Source organism: Ruegeria sp. YTSA108 (assembly GCF_059610185.1).
Genome location: NZ_JBXWND010000019.1, coordinates 23,880 through 48,658 on the forward strand (window position 1 = coordinate 23,880; position 24,779 = coordinate 48,658).

Consider the following 24,779-nt stretch of genomic DNA (forward strand, 5'->3'; position numbering starts at 1 on the left):
GCCATGTTGATTGGCGTTATCGCGGATGATTTCACGGGTGGCAGCGATGTCGCCAACACGCTGGCCAAGGGCGTTGACGCTGAAGGTGGGCTACGTACCGCCCAATATCCTGGTGTGCCGACGGGGGCCGCAGCATCGGATATCGACGCCGGGATTGTCAGCTTGAAGTCGCGCTCGAATGCGGTCGAAGATGCAGTAAGCGAAAGCCTCGAGGCGCTTGGCTGGCTATTGGATCAGGGCTGTAAACAAATCCTTTTTAAGTACTGCTCCACCTTCGATTCTACGCCCAAGGGCAATATAGGCCCGGTTGCCGACGCCTTGAGCGCTGCGCTGGATTCGCAGAGAGTTGTCGTCTGTCCGGCCTTCCCGGCAACCGGACGCACGGTCTACCAGGGGCACCTCTTCGTGGGCGACGTGTTGCTGAGCGAAAGCGGGATGCAGAACCACCCGTTGACCCCAATGACCGATCCTGACTTACGTCGCTGGTTGCGTCAGCAAACCAAAAATTCGGTCGGGCACGTGCCACTTTCAACTGTATCGATGGGGTCTGAGCAGGTGCGGGCCGCAATTGTTGGCGCATCTGAAAAATTTCTCGTGGCCGATGCCGTGACGGATCAGCATCTTCTGATCTTAGCCGAAGCGCTTCAGGGGGCATCTTTGGTAACGGGCGGCTCCGGCATTGCATTGGGCTTGCCGCGCAACTTCATTCGCAACGGGATGGCCGAACCCAACGCGCCGACTGCCGAGGGTACATCAGGACCCGAAGCCATTCTGGCGGGCTCTTGTTCTGGGGCCACGCGAGGCCAGCTGGCCGAACACCAGAAGTCTCATCCGACCTTTGCCATCGACGTGCCCGGTGTCATGAACGATACTATCACCAAGGATGACCTGTTGACCTTCATCGTCGACAATACGGGAAACGCTCCTCTGATCTATTCCTCTGGCACACCCAAAGAGGTGAAAGATATCCAGACCAAGTTTGGTCGCGAGGCCGTAGCTACGAAACTGGACGATCTGTTTGCCGATACGGCACGTGCACTGGTGCAGCGCGGGTATCGCCGAATCGTGGTTGCAGGAGGCGAAACTTCTGGAGCAGTGGCGCAGGCCGTAGCCGACGAACTAGGCGCACCCGCGATGCGCATCGGCGCAGAGATCGATCCGGGTGTTCCGGTTCTGACCTTGGGCGACGATCAACCGATCTCGCTTGCGCTGAAATCAGGCAATTTTGGCGCGCCCGATTTTTTCACCAAAGCACTGCGCATGATGGAGGGGCAAAAGTGAACACCGAAGCAGAACTCCGCCAACAGATGTCGGACCTTTGTGCGTCGCTGTTCAACCGGGGCTTCTCTGTCGGCACGGCAGGCAATGTTTCGGCCCGTCTGCCTGATGGCATCCTGATGACTCCGACTAACTCCACCTTGGGCGCGATTGACCTCGACCGGATCAGCAAGATCGACCTAGAGGGCAACCATGTCGCAGGCGACCGGCCTACCAAAGAGGTCTTTTTGCATCAGGCCTTTTATGAAACCCGCCAGCAGGCTGGTGCCGTGGTGCACCTTCATTCGACTTGGGCGACCGCGCTATCTTGTTTGGAAGACACCAATCCTGATGACTGCATCCCACCGCTGACACCCTATGTTGTGATGCGGGTCGGCACGGTGAAATTAGTGCGCTATGTCAAGCCGGGCGATCCGAAATCAGGTGATCTGATCCGCGATCTGAAGGGTGCCTACAGCGCTGTTCTGCTCGCCAACCACGGCCCTGTGGTGTCGGCCAAAGATCTGTTCTCTGCAGTGTGCGCAGCAGAAGAGCTGGAAGAAACCGCCAAGCTTCTTGTGGCGTTGCGCGGTCGAAAGACGCGCTTTTTGAGCGAGGCCGACGTGGCCGACCTAAGAGCAACTTACTCAAATATGTGAGGCCGATATGAAAACCGCTGATCTGATTGATAACCATGCGAACGACCTTGCATTAGTGCATCTGCCTTTTCGCCGTTTCGGGACCCGCACCAATTTTGCGGCTCAGGTGCAGACGGTGAAGTGTTTCGAGGACAATACTGAAGTGCGCGCTCAGCTGGAAACTCCGGGTGAGGGGCGCGTGCTGGTTGTCGATGGAGGCGCGTCTACCCGTATTGCAATTCTGGGCGACATTCTGGCCGGGTTGGCAATCAAGAATGGCTGGACCGGTCTGATTTTGAATGCAGCGATACGTGACAGTATCGAGATTGACCAGATGGATACGCTGGTATTTGCGCTTGGGACAAGCCCGGTAAAAAGCGCAAAAGAAGGCTGGGGCAAAGTTGGTCAAAAGATTGGATTTGGTGGCGTCACGTTTGAGCCGAACGATTGGGTTTATGGTGATGCGGACGGGGTGTTGCTCAGCAAAGAGCAACTGGTCTGATTTTGCGACAAAGCTCATATTGCTTTCTCTTTGCGACGATAGCCGCTGCAAGCATCGCTGGATGGGTGGTTTCGCGCACCGGCCTGCCTCTGGGCTGGATGATCGGGTCTATGTTGGCGACGGCGGCGGCCTCGCTGGCCCGTTTGCCAGTTCAAACCCCCAGTTTGCTGCTCAATATCATACGCGCCTCCATCGGCGTGATGCTGGGGGCCGCTTTTACCAGTGAATTGATTTCATCCGTTGGAACCTGGTGGCCGACATTACTTTGTTTGATCCTGTCTCTTGCGGTGATGTTTGCGGCAGGATTCCTTTTCCTGCGCAAGATCTTGCGGTTTGAGGCGACAACCGCTGCCCTTTGCGCGATGCCCGGAGGCATTGCAGAGATGGTGTTGCTGTCTGACCGAGAGGGCGCAGATCAGACCCGCGTTGCAATTATACACGCGCTTCGGATTGCCCTTGCGATCCTGTTCATCCCCGTGTTGATCAGCCAGATTGCGACGATTGAACCAGCCGCAGGCAACGCATCGATGAATGTTGCGACCCTGACGGGACAGGACTGGCTGTGGATTGTGATCTGCATTCTCGCGGGACTCTTCGCGCGCGGCTGGCGAAGGTTGCCCGCGCCCATCGTGATTGTGCCGATGCTGATCAGCGCGGCGCTGCACCTCTCGGGGGCGTCGGATTTCAACGTTCCAGGGTCAATTACAATCGTCATCCAGGTTTTCATCGGAATCAACGTAGGTGGGCGTTTCGCAGGTGCCCCGCTCAAGAGCCTGACTGCTTCGTTTGGCGCGGCCTTCATAGTCGTCGGAGTTCAAATCGGCACGGCCTTCACCGCAGCGCTTCTGGTCGCACAAGGGGTTGGTGTTGATCCGGTTTCGTTGGTTCTTGCCTATGCGCCCGGCGGGCTGGCGGAAATGTCAATTATCGCGCTGAGCTATGATCGTGACGTGGCTTTTGTCGGTGTGCATCATGTCTTTCGGGTCATGCTTGCCCTCGCTTTGGCACCGCTTTTGTTGTCATGGCTCATCAGATCTCCGAAGGACGCAAAATGAGATATTTGCCGGTAGAGACCGGTGGCAAACCGCTTCAGGTGACCGATCAGCCGGGCATGCTTGGGGTTGAGACGACTACGCGAAACCGAAAGAGCAGCTGGTCACTTAGTCCTCTGTTGCGCCATTGCAACGAAAGTGCAGTTTTGAACCAGGCCTCTAAGACCACTCGGCAATGGCCGCTTTGGCGATATCAGCTGCATCGCAGCGACGTGTCCGCCGCACATGCGAGCAAATTCTGCGTCAGCAATAGCCGCACATGCACAAGTCCGCTTTGTCCCGCAATGCGGACATAAAATCAAATTTCCTGAACGTCCGCTATTGGTGCGAAGGGATACTCGAACCCAAAACTCTAGTTCGACGGGCTCCAACCAACAGATAGTGGACCTACCCCAATAAAAGTAGCCTTGGAAAAACGCGTCACAGAAAGTGTGAGAGGCTCACAGGCTTGCGTTCGATCAGCTGAAGGGGTGCCAAGGGGCGGGGGGTGGAGCTCGTCTATGAAGGCAAGGCCCCGACCATGCGACGTTAACAACGGACGTATTTTGCTAAGGCGTGGTCGCCATGTGGTCGCCACTTATGTGGTGCCAGCAGAGTAAATCTCGTAAATTATTGATTTTATGGTGCTGCTGGAGAGAATTGAACTCTCGACCTCTCCCTTACCAAGGGAGTGCTCTACCTCTGAGCTACAGCAGCGCTGTGGGCGGGTGATTAGACTCAAACGAAACGCGGCGCAAGGGTGTCTGGACGGTTTTTTTCGCCTCCTGTAGAGAAAGGTTATGGCAGATAAAAATACACCTAAAAAACACGGCAGATCCGGCGATGTGCGCGAAGAGCGGCTGAAAGCAGCGCTCAAGGCGAATATGGCGCGGCGTAAGGCGCAGGCTAAGGCGCGGGCAACCCAGAACGGCAAAGCCGACAAAGACGAGGGATAAGAGCAGATGGATTCGATTCTGGTGACAGGCAACGGGCCGCTTAAAGGTCAGATACCGATTGCAGGGGCAAAAAACGCGTGTCTGACGCTGATGCCGGCGACCTTGCTCAGCGAAGAACCGCTGACGCTGACCAATGCGCCTCGGCTGAGCGACATAAAGACGATGACGGCTTTGCTGCAGTCCTTGGGGGCCGAGGTGTCGTCATTGCAGGATGGTCAGGTGATCGCAATGTCCAGCCACGACCTGACCAGTCAGACGGCGGACTATGACATCGTGCGAAAGATGCGCGCGTCAAACCTTGTGCTGGGTCCTTTGCTGGCGCGGTTCGGGCAGGCGGTCGTCTCGCTGCCCGGAGGCTGTGCAATCGGCGCGCGTCCGATGGATCTGCACGTCGAAGGGCTCGAGGCGCTGGGCGCTGAGATTGAGCTTAAGGACGGGTATCTGCATGCCAAAGCTGTGGGCGGGTTGAAAGGTGCCGTGCATGAGATGCGATTTGCATCCGTGGGCGCGACCGAGAACATTGTCATGGCGGCCACGCTGGCCAAAGGCACAACGGTTCTGAAAAACGCGGCGCGCGAACCTGAAATCGTCGATTTGGTTGAGTGTCTGCGGAAGATGGGTGCCCAGATTTCTGGTGAAGGCACGCCGACCATCGAAATTCAGGGCGTAGACCGGTTACATGGTGCCACCCATCAGGTTGTGACTGACCGGATCGAGCTGGGCACCTATATGCTGGCGCCGGCGATCTGTGGTGGAGAAGTCGAACTGTTGGGCGGGCGGATGTCTCTGGTGGAATCATTTGCCGGGAAACTGGATGCGGCGGGCGTGAATGTCTCGGAAACAGCAAACGGTCTTTTGGTCGCCCGCAAGAACGGGCGCGTCAAAGCCGTGGATGTCGTGACCGAGCCGTTCCCGGGTTTTCCGACCGACCTGCAGGCCCAGATGATGGCGCTGATGTGCACGGCCGAAGGTACCTCGGTGCTCGAAGAACGCATTTTCGAGAACCGTTTCATGCACGCTCCCGAATTGGTGCGGATGGGCGCGAATATCGAAGTGCACGGTGGCACGGCAACCGTGACTGGTGTCGAACGTCTGAAGGGCGCACCGGTTATGGCGACAGATCTGCGCGCTTCGGTTTCGCTGATACTGGCGGGGCTGGCTGCTGAAGGTGAAACAACTGTCAGCAGGGTCTATCATCTGGATCGTGGGTATGAGCATGTTGTGCGCAAGCTGGAAGGCGTGGGCGCCAAAATTGAACGGATCAAAGACCAATGACAGACGCAAGTTTCCACGATGGGCGTGAGGCTCCACTGAATCTGGGTGCAGAGGATGGGGATGACCTTCAGGTGATCTCGACTTTAACACAGGATGCGGTGTTCCCCGTATCCGAAATGACCTGGCATCCGTCGCAGCGCCGCTTTGGCCTGTTGCTGAACCGTTTCCGCTGGGAGGACAAGGATGCGGCCACGCGCCGGGGCCGTCCATTCGAAAGGGTGCAGTCTGTGCTGGTGTTCGCTTCCGTTCTAACCGTGGCCAGCCAGGGTATCGACCGTAGCGAGAAGGATTTGGTGATGTCCTTGCTTTCGGTCGATTTTGAACCCGGCGAAGACGGCGCGGGTCAGATTTTGCTGACATTGGCCGGAGATGGCGCGATCCGTCTATCGGTCGAGGCAATAGACGTCACGCTCAAGGATGTAACCCGCCCCTATCAGGCGCCTTCGGGGCAAGCGCCGCATCATGCAGAATAAGCGCGGTATTGCGCAGGCCTTCTCAGAACCACCCGCTGGTCTGATGTTGCGCCGCGCGACCGTGTTTGATGTCTTTGATTTAAGCCGCGTACTGATCCGTTCGATCACGCAGCTGTGCCGGGCGGATCATGGCGATGATCCGCAGGCCATCGCGGAATGGACGGCCAATAAAGACCCGGAGACCATTCGGGGTTGGATCAAGGCCGGAGCGCAGATTTGGCTGGCCGAGCGCGCAGGTCAGGTTGCGGCTGTCGGCGGATTGCGTGAGGGCGGCGAGATCACGCTGCTCTATATCGACCCGGCTCATACCGGTCTTGGGGTGGGAAGCGCGTTGTTGGCCCGGCTGGAACAGGAACTGGCCGCTGCCGGTTGCACCGAGGCACAGCTTGAGGGGACACGGACGGCCCAGGCGTTTTATATCCGGCATGGCTGGAAACCGACTGGCGGCTGCGCGGCGCGCAAAAGCATATCCTGTTTTGAGATGCGCAAATCGCTGCACCCGGTGGACTGAGGGTTGAGGACAGCCCATCCCGGCGATATGACCCGGTGAAACGCCACGGAGTGCCAGATCATGCCCGTTTTTCTAGACACCACGTCGCCCGAGTTTGAAGCCGCTTTTCAAACCCTGCTGTCGGCCAAGCGCGAAGACAGCCCGGATGTGGATGCCATCGTCGCGCAGATCATTGACGATGTGCGGGTCCGTGGGGATGAGGCGGTAATCGAACTGACGGCCAAATTCGACCGGTTAGAGCTGACACCGGATACGCTGGCCTTTTCGGCAGAGGAAATCGACGCCGCCATTGCGCAGGTCTCGGACGCGGATCGTCAGGCGCTCGAACTGGCAGCCGAACGCATCCGGGCCTATCACGAGAAACAGATGCCCGCCGATCACCAATGGACGGATGAGGCCGGGGCGACCCTTGGCTGGCGCTGGTCCGCAGTGTCTGCGGCGGGGCTGTATGTGCCGGGAGGGCTGGCCTCGTATCCGTCGTCGGTTCTGATGAACGCGATCCCGGCCAATGTCGCAGGGGTCGAGCGTCTGGCCATCGCCGTGCCCACCCCAGACGGTCAGGCGAACCCTCTGGTCCTTTTGGCCGCGCGCCTGTCAGGCGTGACTACGGTCTATCGCATCGGCGGGGCGCAGGCGATTGCGGCACTGGCCTATGGAACAGATACCATTGCAGCGGTGGACAAGATCACAGGCCCCGGAAACGCCTTTGTCGCCGCGGCCAAGCGCCGTGTCTTTGGCAAGGTCGGCATCGACATGATTGCGGGCCCGTCCGAGATTCTGGTCATTGCCGACAAGGATAACGATCCGGATTGGATCGCGCTGGACCTGCTCAGCCAGGCTGAGCATGACGAAAGTGCTCAGTCGATCCTGATCACGGATAGTGCTGAATTTGGGCGGGCTGTGGCGCAAGCCGTAGACAAACGTCTTGAAACTCTGCAGCGCCGGGCGATTGCAGGTGCCAGCTGGCGCGATTTTGGTGCGGTGATCACTGTGGGCAGTCTGGATGAGGCAGCCTCTCTGTCGAACCGAATTGCCCCGGAACACCTTGAGCTATGCGTCGCAGATCCCGTCGCTCTGAGCGAAAAGACAATTCACGCAGGTGCAATCTTTCTTGGTCAATACACACCCGAGGCAATCGGGGATTATGTTGGTGGGCCTAATCACGTCCTACCCACTGCTCGGTCGGCGCGTTTTTCTTCCGGTCTGAGTGTGATGGATTTCCTGAAACGCACGACGCTCAGCCAGATGACACCCGAAGCCCTGCGGGCAATCGGGCCAGCGGCAGAGCAACTTGCGCAGTCGGAAAGCCTCGAGGCGCACGGGCTGTCCGTGACCGCACGGTTGAAGCGATTGAACGGTTGATCACCTATGGTCAGAGGGTCACACCTGCAATTACCTCATCCGATTTTCCCCGATAGGGCTTGAAATCAAGGGGCAAATTGCGGCGCTCTTTATGTGCGACCGGATCTAAAGGAGGTTGATTTGGAACGTGTGGCGACCCTCTGGATCGGTAAGCGCTTTAGCTTTTTGGAACATCTGTGCCTGAAGTCCTTCGCCGATGTCGACCAGAAGCCAATCGTCTATCACTATGGCGATCTTGAAGACATTCCGGATTATATCGAGCCGCGCGATGCCCGCGAAATTTATGATACTCCCGAGATCTACCGCGATCCGATAACCCGATCCGTGGCCGTTCATGCAGATCTTTTCCGTCTGCAGTTGATGCAAAAAACCAACTATATCTGGGCCGATGCGGATGCTTATGCGGTCCGGCCATTCGAGACAAAGAACGGGTATCTTTTTCCGAATGCGAACCTCAAGAAACAACGGATCATGAACGGTGTACTTGCGTTGCCCAGCGACAGTCCGGGGCTGCAGGCCATGTGCAAATATGCTTTTGACAGCGATCTGGTGCCGCCATGGTGGACACAAGAGCAAAAGGAAACCTACCGCCAAATGTTCAACGGGTCGACTTATTGGAGCCTGCCAATTTTCAGCTTTGGTCCGCCCATGCTGTTTCACTTTCTTTATGGCACACCAGAGCATGAGATGGCTGTGCACAGGTCGGTCCTCTATCCTATCCCATTGCGATATCGCGGCCTTTGGAATGACCCCGACCTTTCCAAACTGGATTTTCTGAAGTGGGACCAACAGATGTCTGTCCATTTTTTTGGATCCTGGTTCCGAAAGATCTTTCTTGGCCGCCAAATCAACTCTGGTTCACTGGTCGATACGCTGTTGCGCAAACACGGAATAGATCCGTCCGAACACCCGCTTTGACGATTTTCGTCGGACGGCCCGTCACTGCGTTGCCCATTTATTTCCATTGGGATAAGTCTGTCCCGACCTGAACGGACCAAACGACCATGACCCGAATTTCGCACATCGAACTGGATGATAGAAACTTGCCCCCGCCGACTCCCGAGATCGAGCAGGAGCGCAAGGTGGCAATCTATGATCTGCTTGAGGATAACGCTTTCGCGCTGCCCAAACGCGATGATCGTGTGGTTCCGGAAGGGCCGTATCATGTGCAACTCTCGATCCGTGACAAGCGTTTGGTCTTCGACATTGCCACCGAAGCCGAAGAAAAAGCGGCCGAGTTCCATCTGTCCCTTGGACCATTCAGGCAGGTGGTCAAGGACTACTTCCAGATCTGTGAAAGCTATTTCGACGCCGTAAAGACTTTGCCGCCCAGCCAGATCGAAACCATCGACATGGCCCGGCGCGGTATCCACAACGAAGGCAGTCGGGTGTTGCAGGAACGTCTGGAAGGCAAGGCCGAAGTTGATTCAGACACAGCCCGTCGCCTGTTTACGTTGATCTGCGTATTGCATTTCGGGGGGTGACGGGTGACGTCTCTGCCGCAGTCCATCTTGTTCTGTTGCGACCACAATTCGGTCCGATCTCCGATGGCCGAAGGCATCATGAAGAAGTTTTATGGCACCGGCACCTATGTGCAATCCGCCGGGGTGCACAACGATCTTGAGATCGATGGCTTTTGCATTTCGGTCTGTCATGAAATCGACGTCGAGCTTTCACGTCACCGGTCCCGGTCGTTTGATGAAATGCAGGAATGGGGCGACGACCTCAGCTCGTTCGATCTGATTGTAGCGCTGTCGCCGGCCAGCCAGCGCCGTGCGCTGGATTTGACGCGGGTTTTTCATCTGGATGTCGATTATTGGCCAATAATGGACCCTACCGGGCTGGGCGAAAGCCGCGAGGAAAAGTTACATCACTACCGACAGACCCGCGATCAGATCATTCAGCATCTGAAGGACCGCTGGGGTGAACCAACGGAGTGACCATGAACGAAACCGTCAAAACCTATTTCGAAGCCTTCAACGCCGGGGACGTAACCGGCATGCTGGCCTGTTTGTCCGACGACGTGGCCCATCATGTGAACGAAGGCCAGATACGAGTGGGCAAAGAGAAATTCGCAGCTTTTTGTGACCACATGAACCGCTGCTATCGCGAGAACCTCACCGATATCGTTGTGTTCGCGGCCGATGGCGGTACCCGTGCCGCCGCTGAATTCATCGTGAACGGCACCTATCTTGAGACGGATGAAGGCCTGCCCAAAGCACGCGGGCAGACCTACCGCCTACCAGCCGGGTCGTTCTTTGACCTGAAGGATGGCAAGATCACGCGGGTCACCACCTTTTACAACCTGGCCGACTGGACCAAGCAGGTCTCGAATGGCTGAGGTCACAGGCGTTCGCGCCTTGACCGGGGCGGCGCTTGAGGCGGCTCTGGATGACGTCGCTCGCTTGCGGATCGAGGTGTTTCGGGCATGGCCGTATCTTTATGACGGCGATCTGGAATACGAGCGGAAATATCTGCAATCCTACCGTGACAGCGACAGATCCATCGTTGTTGGTGCCTTTGACGGGGATCGTCTGATCGGCGCATCGACCGGCGCCCCGCTAGCCGACCATGCCGCCGATTTCGCGGCGGCCTTCGATGGCTCTGGGCTGGACTTGTCCCAGATCTTCTACTGCGCCGAATCCGTCTTGCTGCCCAACTATCGCGGGCAGGGCGTGGGGCATAGGTTCTTTGACCTGCGCGAAGCCCATGCGCGCAACTTTGGCTTCACCAAATGCGCCTTTTGCGGTGTGCAACGCACGACCGATCACCCGATGCGGCCTGATACCTACCGCCCGCTGGATGCTTTTTGGAGCGCGCGGAAGTATGAGCCGTTGCCTGGCGCTGTTGCGCAGTTTTCGTGGAGGGATATCGGCGAAGAAGGCGAGACGCTGAAGCCGTTGCAGTTTTGGATCAGGGATATCACGGCTTAGATTTTATGGCTGACGTTTGCGCCCAAGAAGGCCGTATTTTACGGCCCAAGCCCTGATTGACCGGCGTTTCCGCCTTTGCTGTCTCGGAGTTGATTTTGTTAGCGCTCCACCCGTTCGGTTGAATTCGTACACGTCGATAATCCGTTCGGCGCAACCGCAGGCTTCTCCCATGCCAACCTTTGTGTAATAGAACTTTTCGAAACTTTCCCGGTTTTGCATCGCAACTCTCCTAATCTTATTTAGCCATTTCGGGCTTGAGATGCCAACTCACAATCCCTTGCTGGGCCGGTATATGCACATATGTGCCTGTACTTTTCAGGGCGCCCTCAACTAGTGTTCGCCAAACCAGCGCAATGAAAGTTACTCCATGAAAGCTGCCACCGCCGCCTATAACCTCGACTGGCTCGAAAACTGGGCGCAGTATGAAGATAAGCTGGCCCGCTGGGTCTCGGATGCCGCAGGGCAGGGGGCAGATCTTCTCGTTTTCCCCGAGTATGGCGCGATGGAATTGTCGACTTTGGACGGGGCCGAAGTAGCGGGTGATCTGGAACGCTCGATCCGTGCTGTTTCAGATCGGATGGGGGACGTGCAGGCCCTGCATTCGCGTCTGGCTCAAGAACATGAGACCTACATCCTGGGCGCATCCGCTCCGGTGATTGACGGGTCAGGCCGTCCGGTAAACCGGGCTGTGCTCTACGCTCCGAACGGGACGTTTGACCATCAGGACAAACAGATCATGACCCGCTTTGAACGCGAAGACTGGGATATCGCGCCGGGCGGACCACTAAAATTGTTTGATACCCCACTTGGAAAAATCGGAATCCTGATCTGCTATGACAGTGAATTCCCCCTGCTGGGCAGAGCCCTAAGTGAGGCGGATATAATCCTGGTTCCCTCATGCACCGAGGCGTTGGCAGGATACTGGCGTGTCCGCATCGGGGCTATGTCGCGTGCGCTGGAAAACCAATGTGTTACGGTCATGGCGTCTCTCGTGGGAAAAAACGAATGGTCCGATGCGGTGGATATGAATACAGGAGCGGGCGGTGTTTTTGGTCCACCTGACAAGGGTTTTCCCGCGACCGGAGTGTTAGCAGAGGGAGCGCTGAACCAACCTGGCTGGACCTATGCCGACGTCGACTTGACTACGATCGCCAATGTGCGCCGGGATGGCCATGTGTTGAACCGCGCCCATTGGGACGAGCAGTGCGGTCGAGTCGAAACAGTCACAATATCCTCTCTTTAGGTGAATACGCCCTTGAAATAAGCCCCAAATAGGCTCATTTAGGCGCACATCCCCGTAGATTCTGCGGGTGCAACGTAATTATGGAGACAACATGGCCAAGGAAGATACGCTCGAATTTCCCGGTGTCGTGAAGGAACTCCTGCCTAATGCGACGTTTCGGGTCGAGCTGGAAAACGGCCATGAGATCATCGCACATACGGCAGGCAAGATGCGCAAGAACCGCATCCGTGTTCTGGCTGGCGACAAAGTTCAAGTCGAGATGACCCCCTACGATCTGACCAAAGGTCGGATCAACTATCGCTTTAAGTAACGCCCGACACATGGCGTTTATTCTTGGATCGGGCAGCCCAAGGCGGCTGGACCTGCTGGCGCAGCTTGGCGTACAGCCCGACGCCATCCGTGCCCCTGACATTGACGAAACGCCTTTGAAGGGTGAGTTGCCGGTGCCTTATTGCCACCGGATCACGCGCGCCAAAGTGCAAGCAGTTCCCGCCGAAAGCGATGATGTCACGCTGTGTGCGGACACCACGGTCGCGCTGGGTCGGCGCATCTTGGGAAAGCCTGAAGATGCAGGTCAGGCGGCCGAGTTTCTGCACGCTCTGTCTGGACGGCGGCACCGGGTGATTACCTCGGTTGCAGTTCGGCGCGGAGACCGCATATCGCAACGCGATGTGGTGTCTCAGGTCAAGGTCAAGTGCCTATCGGATGTTGAGATCAATGCCTATCTGGCAACGGGTGACTGGCAAGGCAAAGCCGGTGCATATGCAATCCAGGGGCCTGCAGGGGCGTTCATCCCATGGATTTCCGGCTCATTTACCGGCATCGTGGGACTACCATTATCCGAGACCGCCGCTTTGCTGCAGGGCATCGGCTATCCTTTGTATCGTGAGGCACCATGAAGGGGCGTACCATCGTTTTAGACCACATCAACAACCGCGAGGCCGCGGCGTTGATGGTGGACGGAAAGCTTGACGATTTCCTGATTGCTTCCGAAGCCCCGGCACCCGGTACTATCTACCGGGCGCGGGCGGATCGCCCGGTCAAGGGGCAGGGCGGGATGTTTCTGGCCACGCCGGACGGCCAGGCCTTTTTGCGACAGGTCAAAGGATTGGCCCCCGGAGAGCTTAAGCTGGTCCAGGTGACCGGTTTTGTCGAACCCGGAAAGGCGCTGCCGGTGACGGATCGCGTGCTGTTCAAAAGCCGCTTTGCGATTGTTACTCCGGATGCACCGGGCCTGAATATATCGCGCAGTATCCGGGATGAGGATGAACGCGACCGCTTGCTGGAAATCGCACATGAGGCCATGGCAGGCAGCGAACACGGGTTGATCCTGCGGTCCTGCTGTCAGGGCGAGAATGCCCAAGAGATTGCCGAGGATATCGGCGTCATGCTGGCTCATGCCGATGCTGTGATGAACGATCCCGGTACCGAGCCTGAGGTTCTGCTCGCAGGTGATGGGCCGCATGTTTTGGCCTGGCGCGACTGGACCGACCCGGCCGAGGTCGTCACCGAGCCTGGCGCCTTTGAGGCGCATGGTGTCTTGGATGCATTGGATCAGGCGGGCGGAATATCAGAACCATTGGCCGGGGGCGGACACATCTATATCCAGCCCACCCGCGCCCTGGTGGCCGTAGATGTAAACACGGGTTCAGACACCTCGATGGCCGCCGGAACCAAGGCCAATTTCGCCTGCGCAAAAGCACTGCCACGTGCATTGCGTGTCCGTGGGTTGGGGGGGCAGATCACGCTCGACCTCGCTCCAATGCCCAAGAAAGACCGGCGCGGTTTCGAAGCCGCTTTGCGATCTGCATTCAAGTCTGATCCGATCGAGACGATTCTGGCAGGATGGACCCCGTTGGGTCACTATGAGTTGCAACGCAAACGCGGCCGGATTTCCCTTGCGGAAGTGCTGAAATGAGCTGTCCGATCTGTCACGAACCAACGGTGTCTCAATTCCGTCCTTTTTGTTCGAAACGCTGTGCAGACATTGATTTGGCCAAGTGGCTGAACGGGTCTTACGCGGTTCCTTCGCAGCGTGAAGAAGACGTTGAACAGGATGTTTCTTCACCTGAAACTGAGATGCCGCGCCCACATTGAAAAAATGTAAAAAAGCCTCTGGACACTGCCAGTAGCAAGTCATAGAACGCCTCCACCCAACGGCAAAAGCCGTATCCGTGCCCGGGTAGCTCAGGGGTAGAGCAGTGGATTGAAAATCCTCGTGTCGGTGGTTCGATTCCGCCCCCGGGCACCATTTATCCAGGATCAGATTGTAGCTAACAATCTGTTTTATAAGCCTTAAATGTAGACTGCGTCTGCTTGATTGAATGGGCAAGGGGCTGTTTGCTCCACAACTTGCTCCACAATTTGCTCCGCTCAAGATGTGTACTTCACATGGAAATGTTGGGGGTGTCCGAAAACAGTGTTGGCCCGCCATGCGGACAAAGCTGCCAATAATCCATCTTGTTGGAATGTGTGATAACGGCCCTGAGCAGTCCTTAGTGGCAAGTGCAGCGAACGATTGCTTGACCGCCCCACTTGCCATTCTGATCTTATACTGCCCCCTTGGCCTCTTCGAAAACCAGTTCAGGCACTACGACTTCCCAATTGGCGCGTTTAATCAGGTGATGAAAACGCTCATCGGCATCTTCCTTACGCCAGTGTATGATGGCCGCGATCTCGCCGGTGACAAATTTCGTGCCAATCGGGGGCGTAAATGCTCTTGCCATCCGCCCGAGGACCCGCCCTTGAATATCCTCGATCTGCCAGCGATCTCCAACACTGGCGAGCTTGATTGGCGCGCCGACCTGCGCTTCAGCGATCGCGTCATGAACAATGTGCCGATCACCTTGGCGCCCTGCAAATGACAGGTCGACCATCTTCATTTCTGGCGATTGAAAGAACCGGCGCGGGCCAGGGACTGTCGCCAAGTCGGGCACCACGTTCCGCTTGACGACGGAAGGAGACTCGGTGGGAAGGTATTCGTGATTGTCGTTACTCATGACGATCAAATTGCGCCGCGCACGTGTCATGGCGACATAGAACAAACGCCTCGGCGCGTCCTGATCTTCGTTTCGCGAGGGCCGCTCCCAACCACCATCCAGGATCACGACATCGTCGAATTCGAGGCCTTTCGCGCGATGCGCCGTCAACAACTTGAGGCCACGCTGCTCGCCCCATGAGTCTTTCGACCATTCAGCAAACCATTCGATCACGTCAGGGCTCGGAAGCGCTTTGCCATCAACTTCACGCGCAAGTTGGCCAAGTCCCTCGCCGATCCGGTCAGTCCAACGGCTCGTGGGTATCGCATTCAGAGTTTCGGTAAGGTCGCCCAAGCTGACCAAGGCAACGTGCCTCTCGCACAGGCCACCAATGAACCTCCGCATCTCACGGGTGCGCCACACACTTGGCAAGTTTTCGTTCGCCATTTCGACTGGAATTCCATGCGCCTCGGCAAAATCGCGGACTGGCAGAAGCTTGCGCCAATCACGAGAAATGATTGCCGCGCCCTTCCAGCTCCAATCCGGGATCAGTTTTGACAGGCGGATCATCTCGTTGACCGCCGCAAGGGCCTGAGCGTCATTTCCGGCCGGGCAGCCAAGGATTTGGACCCGCCCCTGCGCAACCGGGTCGAGGCTTTCCATGATCCCCCCGGCCGGGTCCTTTTGCCTCGATTTGTCGACTGTAATCCCATGGCCAGTTTTCATACGTTCCCGAGATCCTTCGATCACGGCATTCGCTGCGCTGATGATGTTTTTCGACGAGCGATAATTGTCGGTCAGAAAGACCGGCTTGGCTGAATAATCCTGTTCGAATTGCCGGATGTGGCGCACCGATGCGCCGGCAAACGCATAGATATTCTGGTCGTCATCGCCGACCGCGAACAGGCTGATGCGTTGATCGGGGTCGTCGATACTGCGACCGGCCACCGCCGCGATCAAGGCGTATTCCTCGGGCCCAACGTCCTGATATTCGTCCACGAGAATCCATCGGAACCCTTGGATCAAGGTCTCTCGTAAGGCTTCGGCCTCGATTTTGTCCAGCCCGTCGCCACGCAAAAGACGTGCCGCATCGATCAGAAGCGTCTCGAAATCAGGCTCATCGGCCGTTTCCCGTCCGGCGAAGCTCGCGCCAATCAACCGCATGGCTAAGGCATGGATGGTCAAGACGGTCACAAAGCGAGCATCTTCGCCAATCAGCAGACGCAAGCGTTCCCGGATCTCGGCGGCCGCGTGACGATTGTAGGCGAGCACCAGTATACCGTTTGGATCTTCGCGCTTGATCCGGAACAGATAAGCGACGCGATGGACCAGCACGCGTGTCTTGCCCGACCCCGGCCCCGCGAGGACAAGGACATTGGTCTGTTCGCGGTCGTCACGCACGATCTGCTCTTGTGTCGAATTCCCCAGATTGTCGACGATCTCGGCGTAAGACTGAGGTGTTGCCTGCCGTCTGAACTCCGTAATTTTCCCTGGCATCCAAGTTTTCATGAAGTCGGACTGATCCATTGCGAAATAGTCATGCGCGAGCCGCTGGGCCTGATCGATATCGTCGATACCTTTGCCCGCATATGCCGCCATCACGTGGGTCTGGATGGTTTGTTCAGTGTAGTGGTCTTCGAGCGGCGCGAAATGCTGGGTGGTAAAAGCGCCGCCCTTCTGATTGATGTGCAACGTCATGGCCGAGCGGAACACGGACAAACCCTTGCCCAGAGTCACCACCTGCTGTTCGTGCAACCACAGAAGCGCCCGGTCCATCAGCTTTGCAGGGTGATTGACAGATGTCCGCAATAGCGCATCGCTGTTGATTGCTGCAAGAAGGTCGCCAAGCGTGGTCTCGACGGGAACATCTTTCCCACGCAGGCCAGCCTGAACCTTGTTGATCAAGAATGAAACCAATCGCTCTGCGGCCTGCCTGCGAAGCTGAGCGGTCTGTTCGATTGTCCCCCATGATCTTTGCGTTCGCACCATTACACTGCCTTTAGACACCTTGCGCAGGCCAATATTGCCTCTGCCGCCATCCATGTCGCGGCCATCCTGCGCAATCCCACGGAGCAAACCCTCGACAATATCGGGCCGCACGGAGGCGTGTCCCCGCTCCCGCAGGTCCTGCGCCACTGAGGCCAGATGGCAGGGCACAGCCTCATTGATGTCCGCGTCTGGCGCGTGCTCTCTAAGGATCGCAATCAGGTCAGCTTCCAACCGGGACGCCGCTTGGAATCGTTTCGGCGAGGCATTCTCGACGCGCACATGCACGAAGATGGTGATGTTTGTATCATCTTTTGCAATCCCCAAGGCCTCGAGGTCCGCCAAAGCTTTGCGAACGCCCGACATCGTCAGCCCACTGACCCCGCAGAGCTCGTCCGTGGTGATGCCCTCTTCCTGCGGCGCGTTGATGATATGCTGCACGATGGCGGCCAGATCCTCGCGCCGCCGCTCGGTGATCTCAGCGGATGCAAGGATTTCACGGACCTCCTTCATGCTTCTTACTCGGAGCGAGGCGGGGAACACCTGCACCCGGTTTTCTTCGCGGTTCAGAAGGTGTGCTTCTTCCAGCCAGGCGACGGCCGTCTTCACTCGCGTATCGTCGGTATTGCTGTCCCGCTGGAAATCTCGCTCTTTCTCCTCATGAACGATCTCACCGGGTGTAGCGACTATTTCACCGCCTTTTCCGGTCCGAGCATCAAGGCGCCGAAGCGCCTTCAGGATCGCGCCGATTTCGTGCCGCGCGAGTCGAGAACGCGCGCTGAGGTTGAACTGACGATCAACGTCTTCGGTATTGAACAACAGGACGCAGTTTGCAGGTTCGCGGTCTCGCCCGGCGCGACCCGCCTCTTGCAGGTAGTTTTCCAGCGACCCCGGCACGTCCCCGTGAACCACCAGACGGATGTCCGGCTTGTCGACCCCCATCCCAAAGGCATTGGTGGCCGCGATCACGCGCAGATTGCCAACGCGGAAATCTTCCTGGATCTCACGTTTGTCATCGGCGCTGAGGCCCGCATGATAGCGTTCAGCGGCGATGCCTTGTTGTTTTAAGAACTCCGCCACGCGCTCGGTTGCGTTTCGGGTCGCACAGTAGACGACGGCCCCTGACACGCCCTCGCGCGGAAGCTGGGCTTCGATCGTGTCGAGGATATCGGTCATCTTGGTGGCACGCTGCGTTGGCAGCACCTGGAAGCTCAGGTTCGACCGCGATGCGCCACCGTCGATCAACACCAGTTCGGACCCCAAACGCTCTTTGAAATGATTGCGGATGTCTTGCACGACGTCTGGCTTCGCTGTCGCGGTCAAGCAAAGCACCGGAGCCGGTTCGTCGCCTGAGCTCTCCTTGATAAACCGCGAAACGTAGCGATAGTCAGGTCTGAAATCGTGTCCCCATTTGGACACGCAGTGCGCCTCGTCCAACACCCACAGCCCTATCTCGCGCTGTGCCAGAACGGACCGAACTGTTGTGCTGCGCAGTTGTTCGGGCGAAATCAAAAGGATCGCAGCATCCCCGAGCCGCACCTTGTCAAGCGCATCCTGACGCTCGGGCAATGACAATAGCCCGTTAATAGTCACTGCCGAGGAAATTCCGGCCCGAACCAGGCCCTGAACTTGGTCCGCCATCAGCGCCACAAGCGGCGATATTACGACGGTCAAGGCCCCGGTCTTGTCGAACCGAGACAGCGCGGGGATCTGGTAACAGATGGATTTACCCGTGCCCGTCGGAAGGATGCCCAACAAATTGTCGCCTTCCATGGCCGTCGCCACAATCTTTTCTTGAAGCGGGCGTCCGTTCTCGTCGATTGGTTCCGGGCGGAAACTTGGAAAACCGAACCATCGTTCGAGCGCACGAGTGGGATCATTGTGCTCTGCGCAATAGGCACAGTGCTGATCACGACAATTCGTATCTCTCAGGTCTTTGACCAGCCGTGCTGCGTCACGGAATTGCGCCCGCACCCAAGGCGGCATAACAGAATCCCCACCAGCGACCGAAATCCAGGCAAGGGCATATGCCATCGGCCAGCCCAGCCCAGTGTCCGAGAGCCGCTCGAGCAAGGCGTCCACCTGCGCGCCGCAGGCCAAGTCTTTAAGCAACTTCCGAATGGCCTCGTGCGCTTCTGCTTCTGTCGGGATAGGCGCCCCGCGCACGTCGCTGAACAACCGATCAAACCCGTCGCTACCGGGACCTCGGCAGCACAACCAGTGATAGGCCATCATCGTTTCTGGCGACAACGTGTTCAGCGATACCAAGGCGTCGATCTGATTGCGAAGAACCTCGAACACAAGACGCGCGTCGAGCTCGGGATCGTTGACGTGACCACTTTGAAGCCGCCCATCGCGGTAGTGCTTGACCAGATGATGGTAGGGATTGCGCGGGAACGCCAAGGGGTTGAGCCACAGCGTGTCAATCGGTCCGTCCGCGAGCTTTGCGAAGCGCGGCGAGACCGCCATGAGATGCGGCAGGTCATGGCGCAGAATATTGTGTCCAATGACATGTGCGAAACCGGCGCAAAACAAGTCGAGCTTTTCAAGCGCGGCCTTCGGATCGCCTTTACGATGAATTATCCCCTCTCCATCACCGTCTGGCACGGCTGCAAAGGCGAACAACTTGGCTTCCTTGGGATCAACCTCCAGATCAATCGACAGACAACGCGACAATACGTTGGCTTGTTCCCGCGGCATTTGAATATGCTTATTTCCCGGCGGAATAGCCTCGGGGCTTTCAAGTGGCTGTTGTTTGCCACGGCCAAGGGCCTTCGATATGCCGCGGGAAATTAAGTTTTTCATATTCGCAGGCTAATAATTATTCACAAGGAGCGGAACCTTCGGCGGCCATTTGACAAAATATGTTGTCCCGATGCCATGCCAAGTTTGCGAGGTGCGGCCAGTGTCTTTTTCTTCGGATTTGAAGATCTTCCCATCCGGAGCCAACAGCCGGTCGACAAAATCACTCGGCACCTCTATGTGAGACCGGTGCTGGCAGGTTTCAGACAGGTTTGTTGATCAAAGTTCGACTGTTCTCCGCCCCGCCGATCTTTTACGAATGCAGAATACCCCCGGTTCCCGCCCAAACGACAAATGCTGCGCTCATCCCCTAAGTCGCCTTTGGTCCCGAAACCGACCTCTGTGCGGCGCCCGGTCTACGATGCGCGCACATCCTGCATTCTCGTGCCGACGGTCGCTCCGCCGTCAAATCCGCCGCCTACACCGCGCGCACCACCTTCCGGGATGCGCGGGTTAGACGACGGTTTTCGCCGGGCAGAAAGGGTGGCCTCCTGTCTCATGATTGATCAACTGGACAGGAAACGCCGAGGAGCTCTGGAACGCTGCTGAGCGTTCGGAACGCCGAAAGAATGCAAGAGTCATCCGCGAACTGCGCCCATCCCTGCCGCGCGAGCTACCGCTTCCCGAGCAGGTCCGGCTTGTCCGCGGCTTCTGCCTCTGGCTTCGCGATGAATACGGCGTTGCCGTTCAAGCCGACATTCACGCGCCGCGTTTCCTGTGCCCTGAGGAAGAGAAACGGCACAGCGCGGGCAAAGCTGACTTTGCAAAGTTGCCGTTCAAAGTTTCGCTTGCCTAATTTGACCGGCCCAGATGGTCGGAGGCTCTTCGTGGAAGTGCGGCACTTTAGATTGTTGGCCTATTTGAAGTAAATATAGGTACGGAGCATTGTTGGGCTACGTCAGCCAACGTAAACGCCAGGGAATAAGGGCAATACGAAAGCCAGTTAACCAGGTGACAATTGACGAACTATTGGTCGATTAATCTCATTGTCCGAGCAAAACCTACCCAGCGAGCTTCAGCGCTGCTTTCGTTTGACCGAGATAATGCATCCGGAATGCTTCGGGTGCCGTGCTGGTACATCACGAGCCATCGCATCCACATTTCCAAGGTGTCGTAGTGCCCCGCTGTTCAGCAACACGCCGCGCCCGGCATCATACCGACGTTGCCCAAATCCGCTGGCAACGCATTCCCAGTTTTCCTTGGCCGCTGCGCTGCGGAACCTCGGCAGGTCGTGCGGGTCATGCCGTCCAGGAGTTGCTGCGACGTGATCGTGTTTCTTAGAATTACGTTGGTGGGTTAAATGGTGGGTCACTTGTGTTGTGCCAGGTTGCTGAACAGTACCGGTTGTCGGCCTCGGCTTTGGGCGCATGATTGTCACGACGCCTTGTGGCTTCGGATGTCCTGGGACGGCCACGTGAGTTGCCGTAGGTTTTGGTGTCAACTGTGGAACCTGGCCAGGAACCGCCGTGGGAACCTGATTGGGGGTTGCGGTTGGGACAAGCGGTGGCGTCGCTGTAGTGCCGCTGGGTTGCGGAACACGGCCTGGCACTGCGACTGGTATTTGGTTGGGTATTGCTGTTGGCACAAGGGGCGGCACAGCCGTCGGGCCAGTAACTTGAGGCGGAACCTGGCCAGGGATAGCTATCGGAACTTGATTGGGAGTTGCAGTCGGAACTTGCGGCGGCACTGCGGTAGGACCGGTAGCCAATGAGGGAACCTGATTTGGAACAGCTGTCGGAACCCGGTTTGGTGTCGCGTTTGGTGTCAAAGGCGGAACTAGGGTCGGCGCTAGGACCGGCGTGGGAACCTGACCTGGAACCGCTATTGGTGTCGCAATAGGAACCTGACCGGGAATTGCGTTCGGGACCGCGCCCGGCGCAAGGACTGGAACAGTAACTGATGTGGGCGTTTGCTGTGTTCCTTTAGGCGGCAACTGATTTGCCACCGGCTGCGTTGGGCCGGTAATTTGATTGCCTGCCCCTTGCCCACCGGCCTGCCCACATCCTTGGCTCGACTGGTGCGGATTCCCTACGCCACGGCACCACCCAAAATGATTTCCCTGCGCGACGACCTGCGTAGCGGCCAGCTCTGCGACCAAACAAGCTGCGGTAAGTAAAACAATGCGGTTCCGTTTCATAACATTCTCACCAACTTGTTGTCAGAGCAAGATACGCGCCAGGATCGCCTGAGTCGGTCAAAGGGCCGTCTCTCAAAGGGACACCGACATATCCGGACAGGAAAAGGTTTTGCTTAAACTCAATGTCCAAACCCAGACCTGTCGATGCCAGTGTAGCATTATCAACTTCAAAACTCGCTGGGTCATTGTTCGAGATGTAACCCACGTCGAAAAAGACAAAAGGCGTTAAGCGATGAATGCTTTGGGAACTTGGAAAGTAGGAGTGAGACACTTCGAAAATCGCGGAAACCCCGGAATCACCGTCTACTTCGTCGAACCGATAGCCGCGCAATGCATAGCGATCACCAAGGAAGTACTCCTCGACCGAGGGCAACCGGTCGGTTGTGAACTGGCCCCAGATCTCGGTGCGCCAAGCTGTGTTGGGTGACAAGTTCGTAAGTGGACTTTCGTATCCGATGCCGCCCCGCAGATGCCAGAACGAAGAGTCTCCGTCGTCAAAATTTGCGTCTGTCGTGTCATTGTCATTGTCACCAAAAGATAAGGTTAGCCCCGCTTCCAGAGCTTGCCCTTTCGGATAGTTTTGCCCGTAAAGATACGTAAGACCAGCAACGCTCGCGTCACTGGACAATGGAACGCCGCCACTGACTGAGTCCGCTTTTGAAAGGCGATAATCCAGCAGAAAATATCCATATCGGGCTACATCGCGGATCACGGGGTAACCCATCGCGACGGTGAAGTTCTCGCCGTCAATATCCGTTCTTGCAAAATCCCCCGAGAGGTCACGTTTTGCGTTTATGTTTCCGTAGAAAATCTCACCGTAGAGACCATTGCTGTTCAGCGGAGTGCGATAGGTAACAGCGCCCCACAAAGAGTGTTCGTCTTTGTCCCAATTGTAATTGCCTGATCCCTCAAATCGCAGTAAATCCCCGACGGTCAGCGTCGAATAAAACTCTTGTACGACATAAAAGCTGAGCGCTTCTCCAAGCTCACGCGGAGGGTTGTCGAGTGTCGCACTCCCGGCTTGTTTGCGCAGAGGCTCTCCCAATACTCTCAGCCTGGCACCTGCCTGATCCGGATAATCAAGTTCGGTCGACAATTCCAAATCAGGTATGTCCTCGGCCAACATAACCGCCCGCTCAAATTGTTTGAGAGTTATTGGATATGCGGTGGTGAGGGGGCGAAAGAACTTTTCCAAGGTTTGGAACGTGCGCGTATCTACACCTTCAATTTCGATGGTTTGAATACGCCCTTCATCAACAACAATGCTCTGCCCATCGGGGCCAGGCCAGGCCTCAGCCAAAAAATAGCCGTCTTCTCGGTAGATCTGCGTGATCGTTGATGCGACCTCCACCGCTGTGATGCGCCCTGACCGATCAAAGGCCAACTGACCGGCAAAATAGCAGCTCATCTGAATCATACACCGTTACGCCGCTGACAGAGTGCTGTGATGCTATGTCCCAAGTTTGTGCAATGCTGTATTTTGGAACTGAAACAATGGCCACAAAAGTGCAAATGATCGCAATTACAACCGAGTTGGTTACGGACATTTTCTACAACCTTAGCATGATTGAGCATGTTAAAACCCAATCCTATTACGAGGTTTGAATGTCTAAGCTTGCCGTTATTCAAATTTGATCACGACTGGTGCTTTCGAGATACACAGCGAACAGACTACAATGCGCCTTCGTCGCCAAGGAACTCGATACCAGCTGTCGTGCCATCACTGTAGGCAATGCAATTCCACGGAGCGCGATCCTCACCAACGCCTACAGTGACTTGTGTTCCCGCCTCGCTAAACGCGGATGAGAGCACCACGACTTGCGAATTGTTCGTCGTGTTGGCTACATCCCGTAAACATGCCTGCTGAGCGGGCGTGAGCTCGGCGGACGCGCTGGACGTACTCGTGTCGTCGCAGGCTGCAAGCAATGCGAAACATGTCACGCCTGCAATCATAACCTTCTTGTTAGTCATTTTTTTCTCCCTCAGGTTCCTTTGAAATTAGTGAAATTGGATGCGCATGTTTGAAGCTTTGGCGTCTGTGCAGCCAACAGAACACACCTCGATCCTTTGACTACCTTTCCCAAAAACTTGCCGCGGGGGGCTTGTGGGGCAGAACGACATTACGTTGACTACCGAGGCCGCCAACAACGTGTGATGGCCGTATGACGTCACTGGTAAAAGCTAGAGCGAACTTGGGAGAGAGGGCGAGTACGTTAAGTCTGAGCATCGTGTTCTCCCAAGCCGGATTATTGTGAAGTGCCTTCCGACCGCCGGCACTCACTCCAGCAGTCGGAAGGACCCGGTAGATCGGGCGACAGCGACAACAACGGAGGTAAAAAAAGTTGTGTCGAATTCGTATGTTCGAATATATTTTTTCATAAATCAATACTTTTTCCGCGCGTAAACTTCTTTACGCTCTCGTACGATAGGCTTCTGCTTTCAAACAAAAAGGTAAGTGGGAGCGTCCATAAGGGCGAATGTGATCTTTTGGCTCGGCGAGGCGTTCTGAGGCCGCACAGAAACTGAAAAAGGATTGAAAGATGGGATTTGGTGAAGCCGTTAAAACGTGTTTCTCGAAGTACTTCCAGTTCTCCGGCCGGGCTTTACGCTCAGAATATTGGTGGTTCTTCTTGTTTGTGGTTGTCGTGAGTGCTGGTTTAGCTGTGCTGGATACGATCATATTCGGGACCAACCC

The 24,779-nt window shown here is 56.7% G+C and carries 25 protein-coding genes and 2 tRNA genes; 22 read left to right on the plus strand and 5 right to left on the minus strand.

Features of this window, described 5'->3' with window-relative positions; genetic code table 11:
* Positions 1-3 precede the first annotated feature (3 nt).
* The 4 genes from otnK to AC2FHW_RS18655 are packed head-to-tail and all read left to right on the plus strand — an operon-like array spanning position 4 to position 3,452.
* Complete coding sequence (gene otnK, locus AC2FHW_RS18640) at positions 4-1,281, plus strand: 3-oxo-tetronate kinase (RefSeq protein ID WP_496822431.1); 1,278 nt, start codon at positions 4-6, stop codon at positions 1,279-1,281.
* The gene (gene otnC, locus AC2FHW_RS18645; protein WP_496822433.1) at positions 1,278-1,916 is read left to right on the plus strand and encodes a 3-oxo-tetronate 4-phosphate decarboxylase; all 639 of its coding nucleotides are present in this window, start codon (positions 1,278-1,280) and stop codon (positions 1,914-1,916) included. Before otnK ends, otnC begins: the two co-directional genes overlap by 4 nt.
* A 7-nt stretch (positions 1,917-1,923) precedes the next feature.
* Positions 1,924-2,397: a ribonuclease E activity regulator RraA gene (rraA, locus tag AC2FHW_RS18650; RefSeq protein ID WP_142639033.1), complete on the plus strand. Its 474-nt coding sequence runs from the start codon at positions 1,924-1,926 to the stop codon at positions 2,395-2,397.
* Between the two features lie 2 nt (positions 2,398-2,399).
* A complete protein-coding gene (locus tag AC2FHW_RS18655) occupies positions 2,400-3,452 on the plus strand; it encodes an AbrB family transcriptional regulator (protein ID WP_271952447.1) in 1,053 nt (350 codons plus the stop codon).
* A gap of 618 nt (positions 3,453-4,070) precedes the next feature.
* Here the strand turns inward: AC2FHW_RS18655 and AC2FHW_RS18660 are convergent.
* Positions 4,071-4,145 (minus strand) — tRNA-Thr (locus AC2FHW_RS18660).
* Positions 4,146-4,228: 83 nt separating this feature from the next.
* Here AC2FHW_RS18660 and AC2FHW_RS18665 point away from each other — a divergent pair.
* The 16 genes from AC2FHW_RS18665 (at position 4,229) to AC2FHW_RS18740 (ending at position 14,432) form a co-directional block, all read left to right on the plus strand.
* Positions 4,229-4,384 carry a hypothetical protein gene (locus AC2FHW_RS18665; RefSeq protein ID WP_496696796.1) on the plus strand — a complete coding sequence of 52 codons (156 nt, stop codon included), beginning with the start codon at positions 4,229-4,231 and terminating at the stop codon, positions 4,382-4,384.
* Between the two features lie 6 nt (positions 4,385-4,390).
* Entirely contained in the window at positions 4,391-5,659 is a 1,269-nt protein-coding gene (gene murA / locus AC2FHW_RS18670; RefSeq protein ID WP_281973612.1) for a UDP-N-acetylglucosamine 1-carboxyvinyltransferase, read from the plus strand.
* Positions 5,656-6,132, plus strand: coding sequence for a DUF2948 family protein (locus AC2FHW_RS18675; RefSeq protein WP_281973613.1), 477 nt, complete (start codon positions 5,656-5,658; stop codon positions 6,130-6,132). Before murA ends, AC2FHW_RS18675 begins: the two co-directional genes overlap by 4 nt.
* Positions 6,122-6,643: a GNAT family N-acetyltransferase gene (locus tag AC2FHW_RS18680; protein WP_496701179.1), complete on the plus strand. Its 522-nt coding sequence runs from the start codon at positions 6,122-6,124 to the stop codon at positions 6,641-6,643. Before AC2FHW_RS18675 ends, AC2FHW_RS18680 begins: the two co-directional genes overlap by 11 nt.
* Positions 6,644-6,703: 60 nt before the next feature.
* The gene (gene hisD / locus AC2FHW_RS18685) at positions 6,704-8,005 is read left to right on the plus strand and encodes a histidinol dehydrogenase (RefSeq protein WP_142639023.1); all 1,302 of its coding nucleotides are present in this window, start codon (positions 6,704-6,706) and stop codon (positions 8,003-8,005) included.
* Positions 8,006-8,125: 120 nt separating this feature from the next.
* Positions 8,126-8,923 (plus strand): hypothetical protein, encoded by a 798-nt coding sequence (locus AC2FHW_RS18690; protein WP_142639021.1) that lies wholly within the window; start codon positions 8,126-8,128, stop codon positions 8,921-8,923.
* An 86-nt stretch (positions 8,924-9,009) separates the two neighbouring features.
* Complete coding sequence (locus AC2FHW_RS18695; RefSeq protein WP_142639020.1) at positions 9,010-9,489, plus strand: UPF0262 family protein; 480 nt, start codon at positions 9,010-9,012, stop codon at positions 9,487-9,489.
* A 3-nt stretch (positions 9,490-9,492) separates the two neighbouring features.
* Positions 9,493-9,945, plus strand: coding sequence for an arsenate-mycothiol transferase ArsC (locus AC2FHW_RS18700; RefSeq protein ID WP_142639018.1), 453 nt, complete (start codon positions 9,493-9,495; stop codon positions 9,943-9,945).
* Positions 9,946-9,947: 2 nt separating this feature from the next.
* Positions 9,948-10,346, plus strand: a complete 399-nt coding sequence (locus AC2FHW_RS18705; protein ID WP_496701175.1) for a ketosteroid isomerase-related protein — start codon at positions 9,948-9,950, stop codon at positions 10,344-10,346.
* On the plus strand, positions 10,339-10,938 hold the full coding sequence (locus AC2FHW_RS18710; protein ID WP_496822436.1) for a GNAT family N-acetyltransferase: 600 nt from the start codon (positions 10,339-10,341) through the stop codon (positions 10,936-10,938). Before AC2FHW_RS18705 ends, AC2FHW_RS18710 begins: the two co-directional genes overlap by 8 nt.
* A gap of 367 nt (positions 10,939-11,305) precedes the next feature.
* Positions 11,306-12,181 carry a carbon-nitrogen hydrolase family protein gene (locus AC2FHW_RS18715; RefSeq protein WP_496729284.1) on the plus strand — a complete coding sequence of 292 codons (876 nt, stop codon included), beginning with the start codon at positions 11,306-11,308 and terminating at the stop codon, positions 12,179-12,181.
* A 91-nt stretch (positions 12,182-12,272) separates the two neighbouring features.
* On the plus strand, positions 12,273-12,491 hold the full coding sequence (gene infA / locus AC2FHW_RS18720) for a translation initiation factor IF-1 (RefSeq protein ID WP_005978431.1): 219 nt from the start codon (positions 12,273-12,275) through the stop codon (positions 12,489-12,491).
* Between the two features lie 10 nt (positions 12,492-12,501).
* Positions 12,502-13,080, plus strand: coding sequence for a Maf family protein (locus AC2FHW_RS18725; RefSeq protein ID WP_142639008.1), 579 nt, complete (start codon positions 12,502-12,504; stop codon positions 13,078-13,080).
* Complete coding sequence (locus tag AC2FHW_RS18730) at positions 13,077-14,099, plus strand: ribonuclease E/G (protein WP_142639006.1); 1,023 nt, start codon at positions 13,077-13,079, stop codon at positions 14,097-14,099. The genes AC2FHW_RS18725 and AC2FHW_RS18730 overlap by 4 nt, the downstream gene beginning before the upstream one ends.
* On the plus strand, positions 14,096-14,278 hold the full coding sequence (locus AC2FHW_RS18735; RefSeq protein WP_281973621.1) for a DNA gyrase inhibitor YacG: 183 nt from the start codon (positions 14,096-14,098) through the stop codon (positions 14,276-14,278). The genes AC2FHW_RS18730 and AC2FHW_RS18735 overlap by 4 nt, the downstream gene beginning before the upstream one ends.
* A 79-nt stretch (positions 14,279-14,357) precedes the next feature.
* Positions 14,358-14,432 (plus strand) — tRNA-Phe (locus tag AC2FHW_RS18740).
* Between the two features lie 298 nt (positions 14,433-14,730).
* On the opposite strand, the gene AC2FHW_RS18745 is transcribed toward AC2FHW_RS18740, so the two are convergent.
* Entirely contained in the window at positions 14,731-19,845 is a 5,115-nt protein-coding gene (locus AC2FHW_RS18745; protein WP_496822438.1) for a RecQ family ATP-dependent DNA helicase, read from the minus strand.
* A gap of 604 nt (positions 19,846-20,449) precedes the next feature.
* Here AC2FHW_RS18745 and AC2FHW_RS18750 point away from each other — a divergent pair.
* Positions 20,450-20,743: a MobA/MobL family protein gene (locus AC2FHW_RS18750; protein WP_496822439.1), complete on the plus strand. Its 294-nt coding sequence runs from the start codon at positions 20,450-20,452 to the stop codon at positions 20,741-20,743.
* Positions 20,744-20,962: 219 nt separating this feature from the next.
* Here the strand turns inward: AC2FHW_RS18750 and AC2FHW_RS18755 are convergent, their stop codons facing one another.
* From AC2FHW_RS18755 to AC2FHW_RS18765, 3 genes are all read right to left on the minus strand, one after another.
* Positions 20,963-21,259 carry a hypothetical protein gene (locus AC2FHW_RS18755; protein WP_142638999.1) on the minus strand — a complete coding sequence of 99 codons (297 nt, stop codon included), beginning with the start codon at positions 21,257-21,259 and terminating at the stop codon, positions 20,963-20,965.
* A gap of 832 nt (positions 21,260-22,091) precedes the next feature.
* Positions 22,092-23,492 carry a ShlB/FhaC/HecB family hemolysin secretion/activation protein gene (locus AC2FHW_RS18760; RefSeq protein ID WP_496822441.1) on the minus strand — a complete coding sequence of 467 codons (1,401 nt, stop codon included), beginning with the start codon at positions 23,490-23,492 and terminating at the stop codon, positions 22,092-22,094.
* Between the two features lie 263 nt (positions 23,493-23,755).
* Positions 23,756-24,055 carry a hypothetical protein gene (locus tag AC2FHW_RS18765; protein ID WP_496710022.1) on the minus strand — a complete coding sequence of 100 codons (300 nt, stop codon included), beginning with the start codon at positions 24,053-24,055 and terminating at the stop codon, positions 23,756-23,758.
* Positions 24,056-24,624: 569 nt separating this feature from the next.
* On the opposite strand from AC2FHW_RS18765, the gene AC2FHW_RS18770 reads away from it, so the two are divergent.
* Positions 24,625-24,779, plus strand: a 155-nt coding sequence (locus tag AC2FHW_RS18770; RefSeq protein WP_496822443.1) for a DUF805 domain-containing protein, incomplete at its 3' end; no start/stop codon positions are given.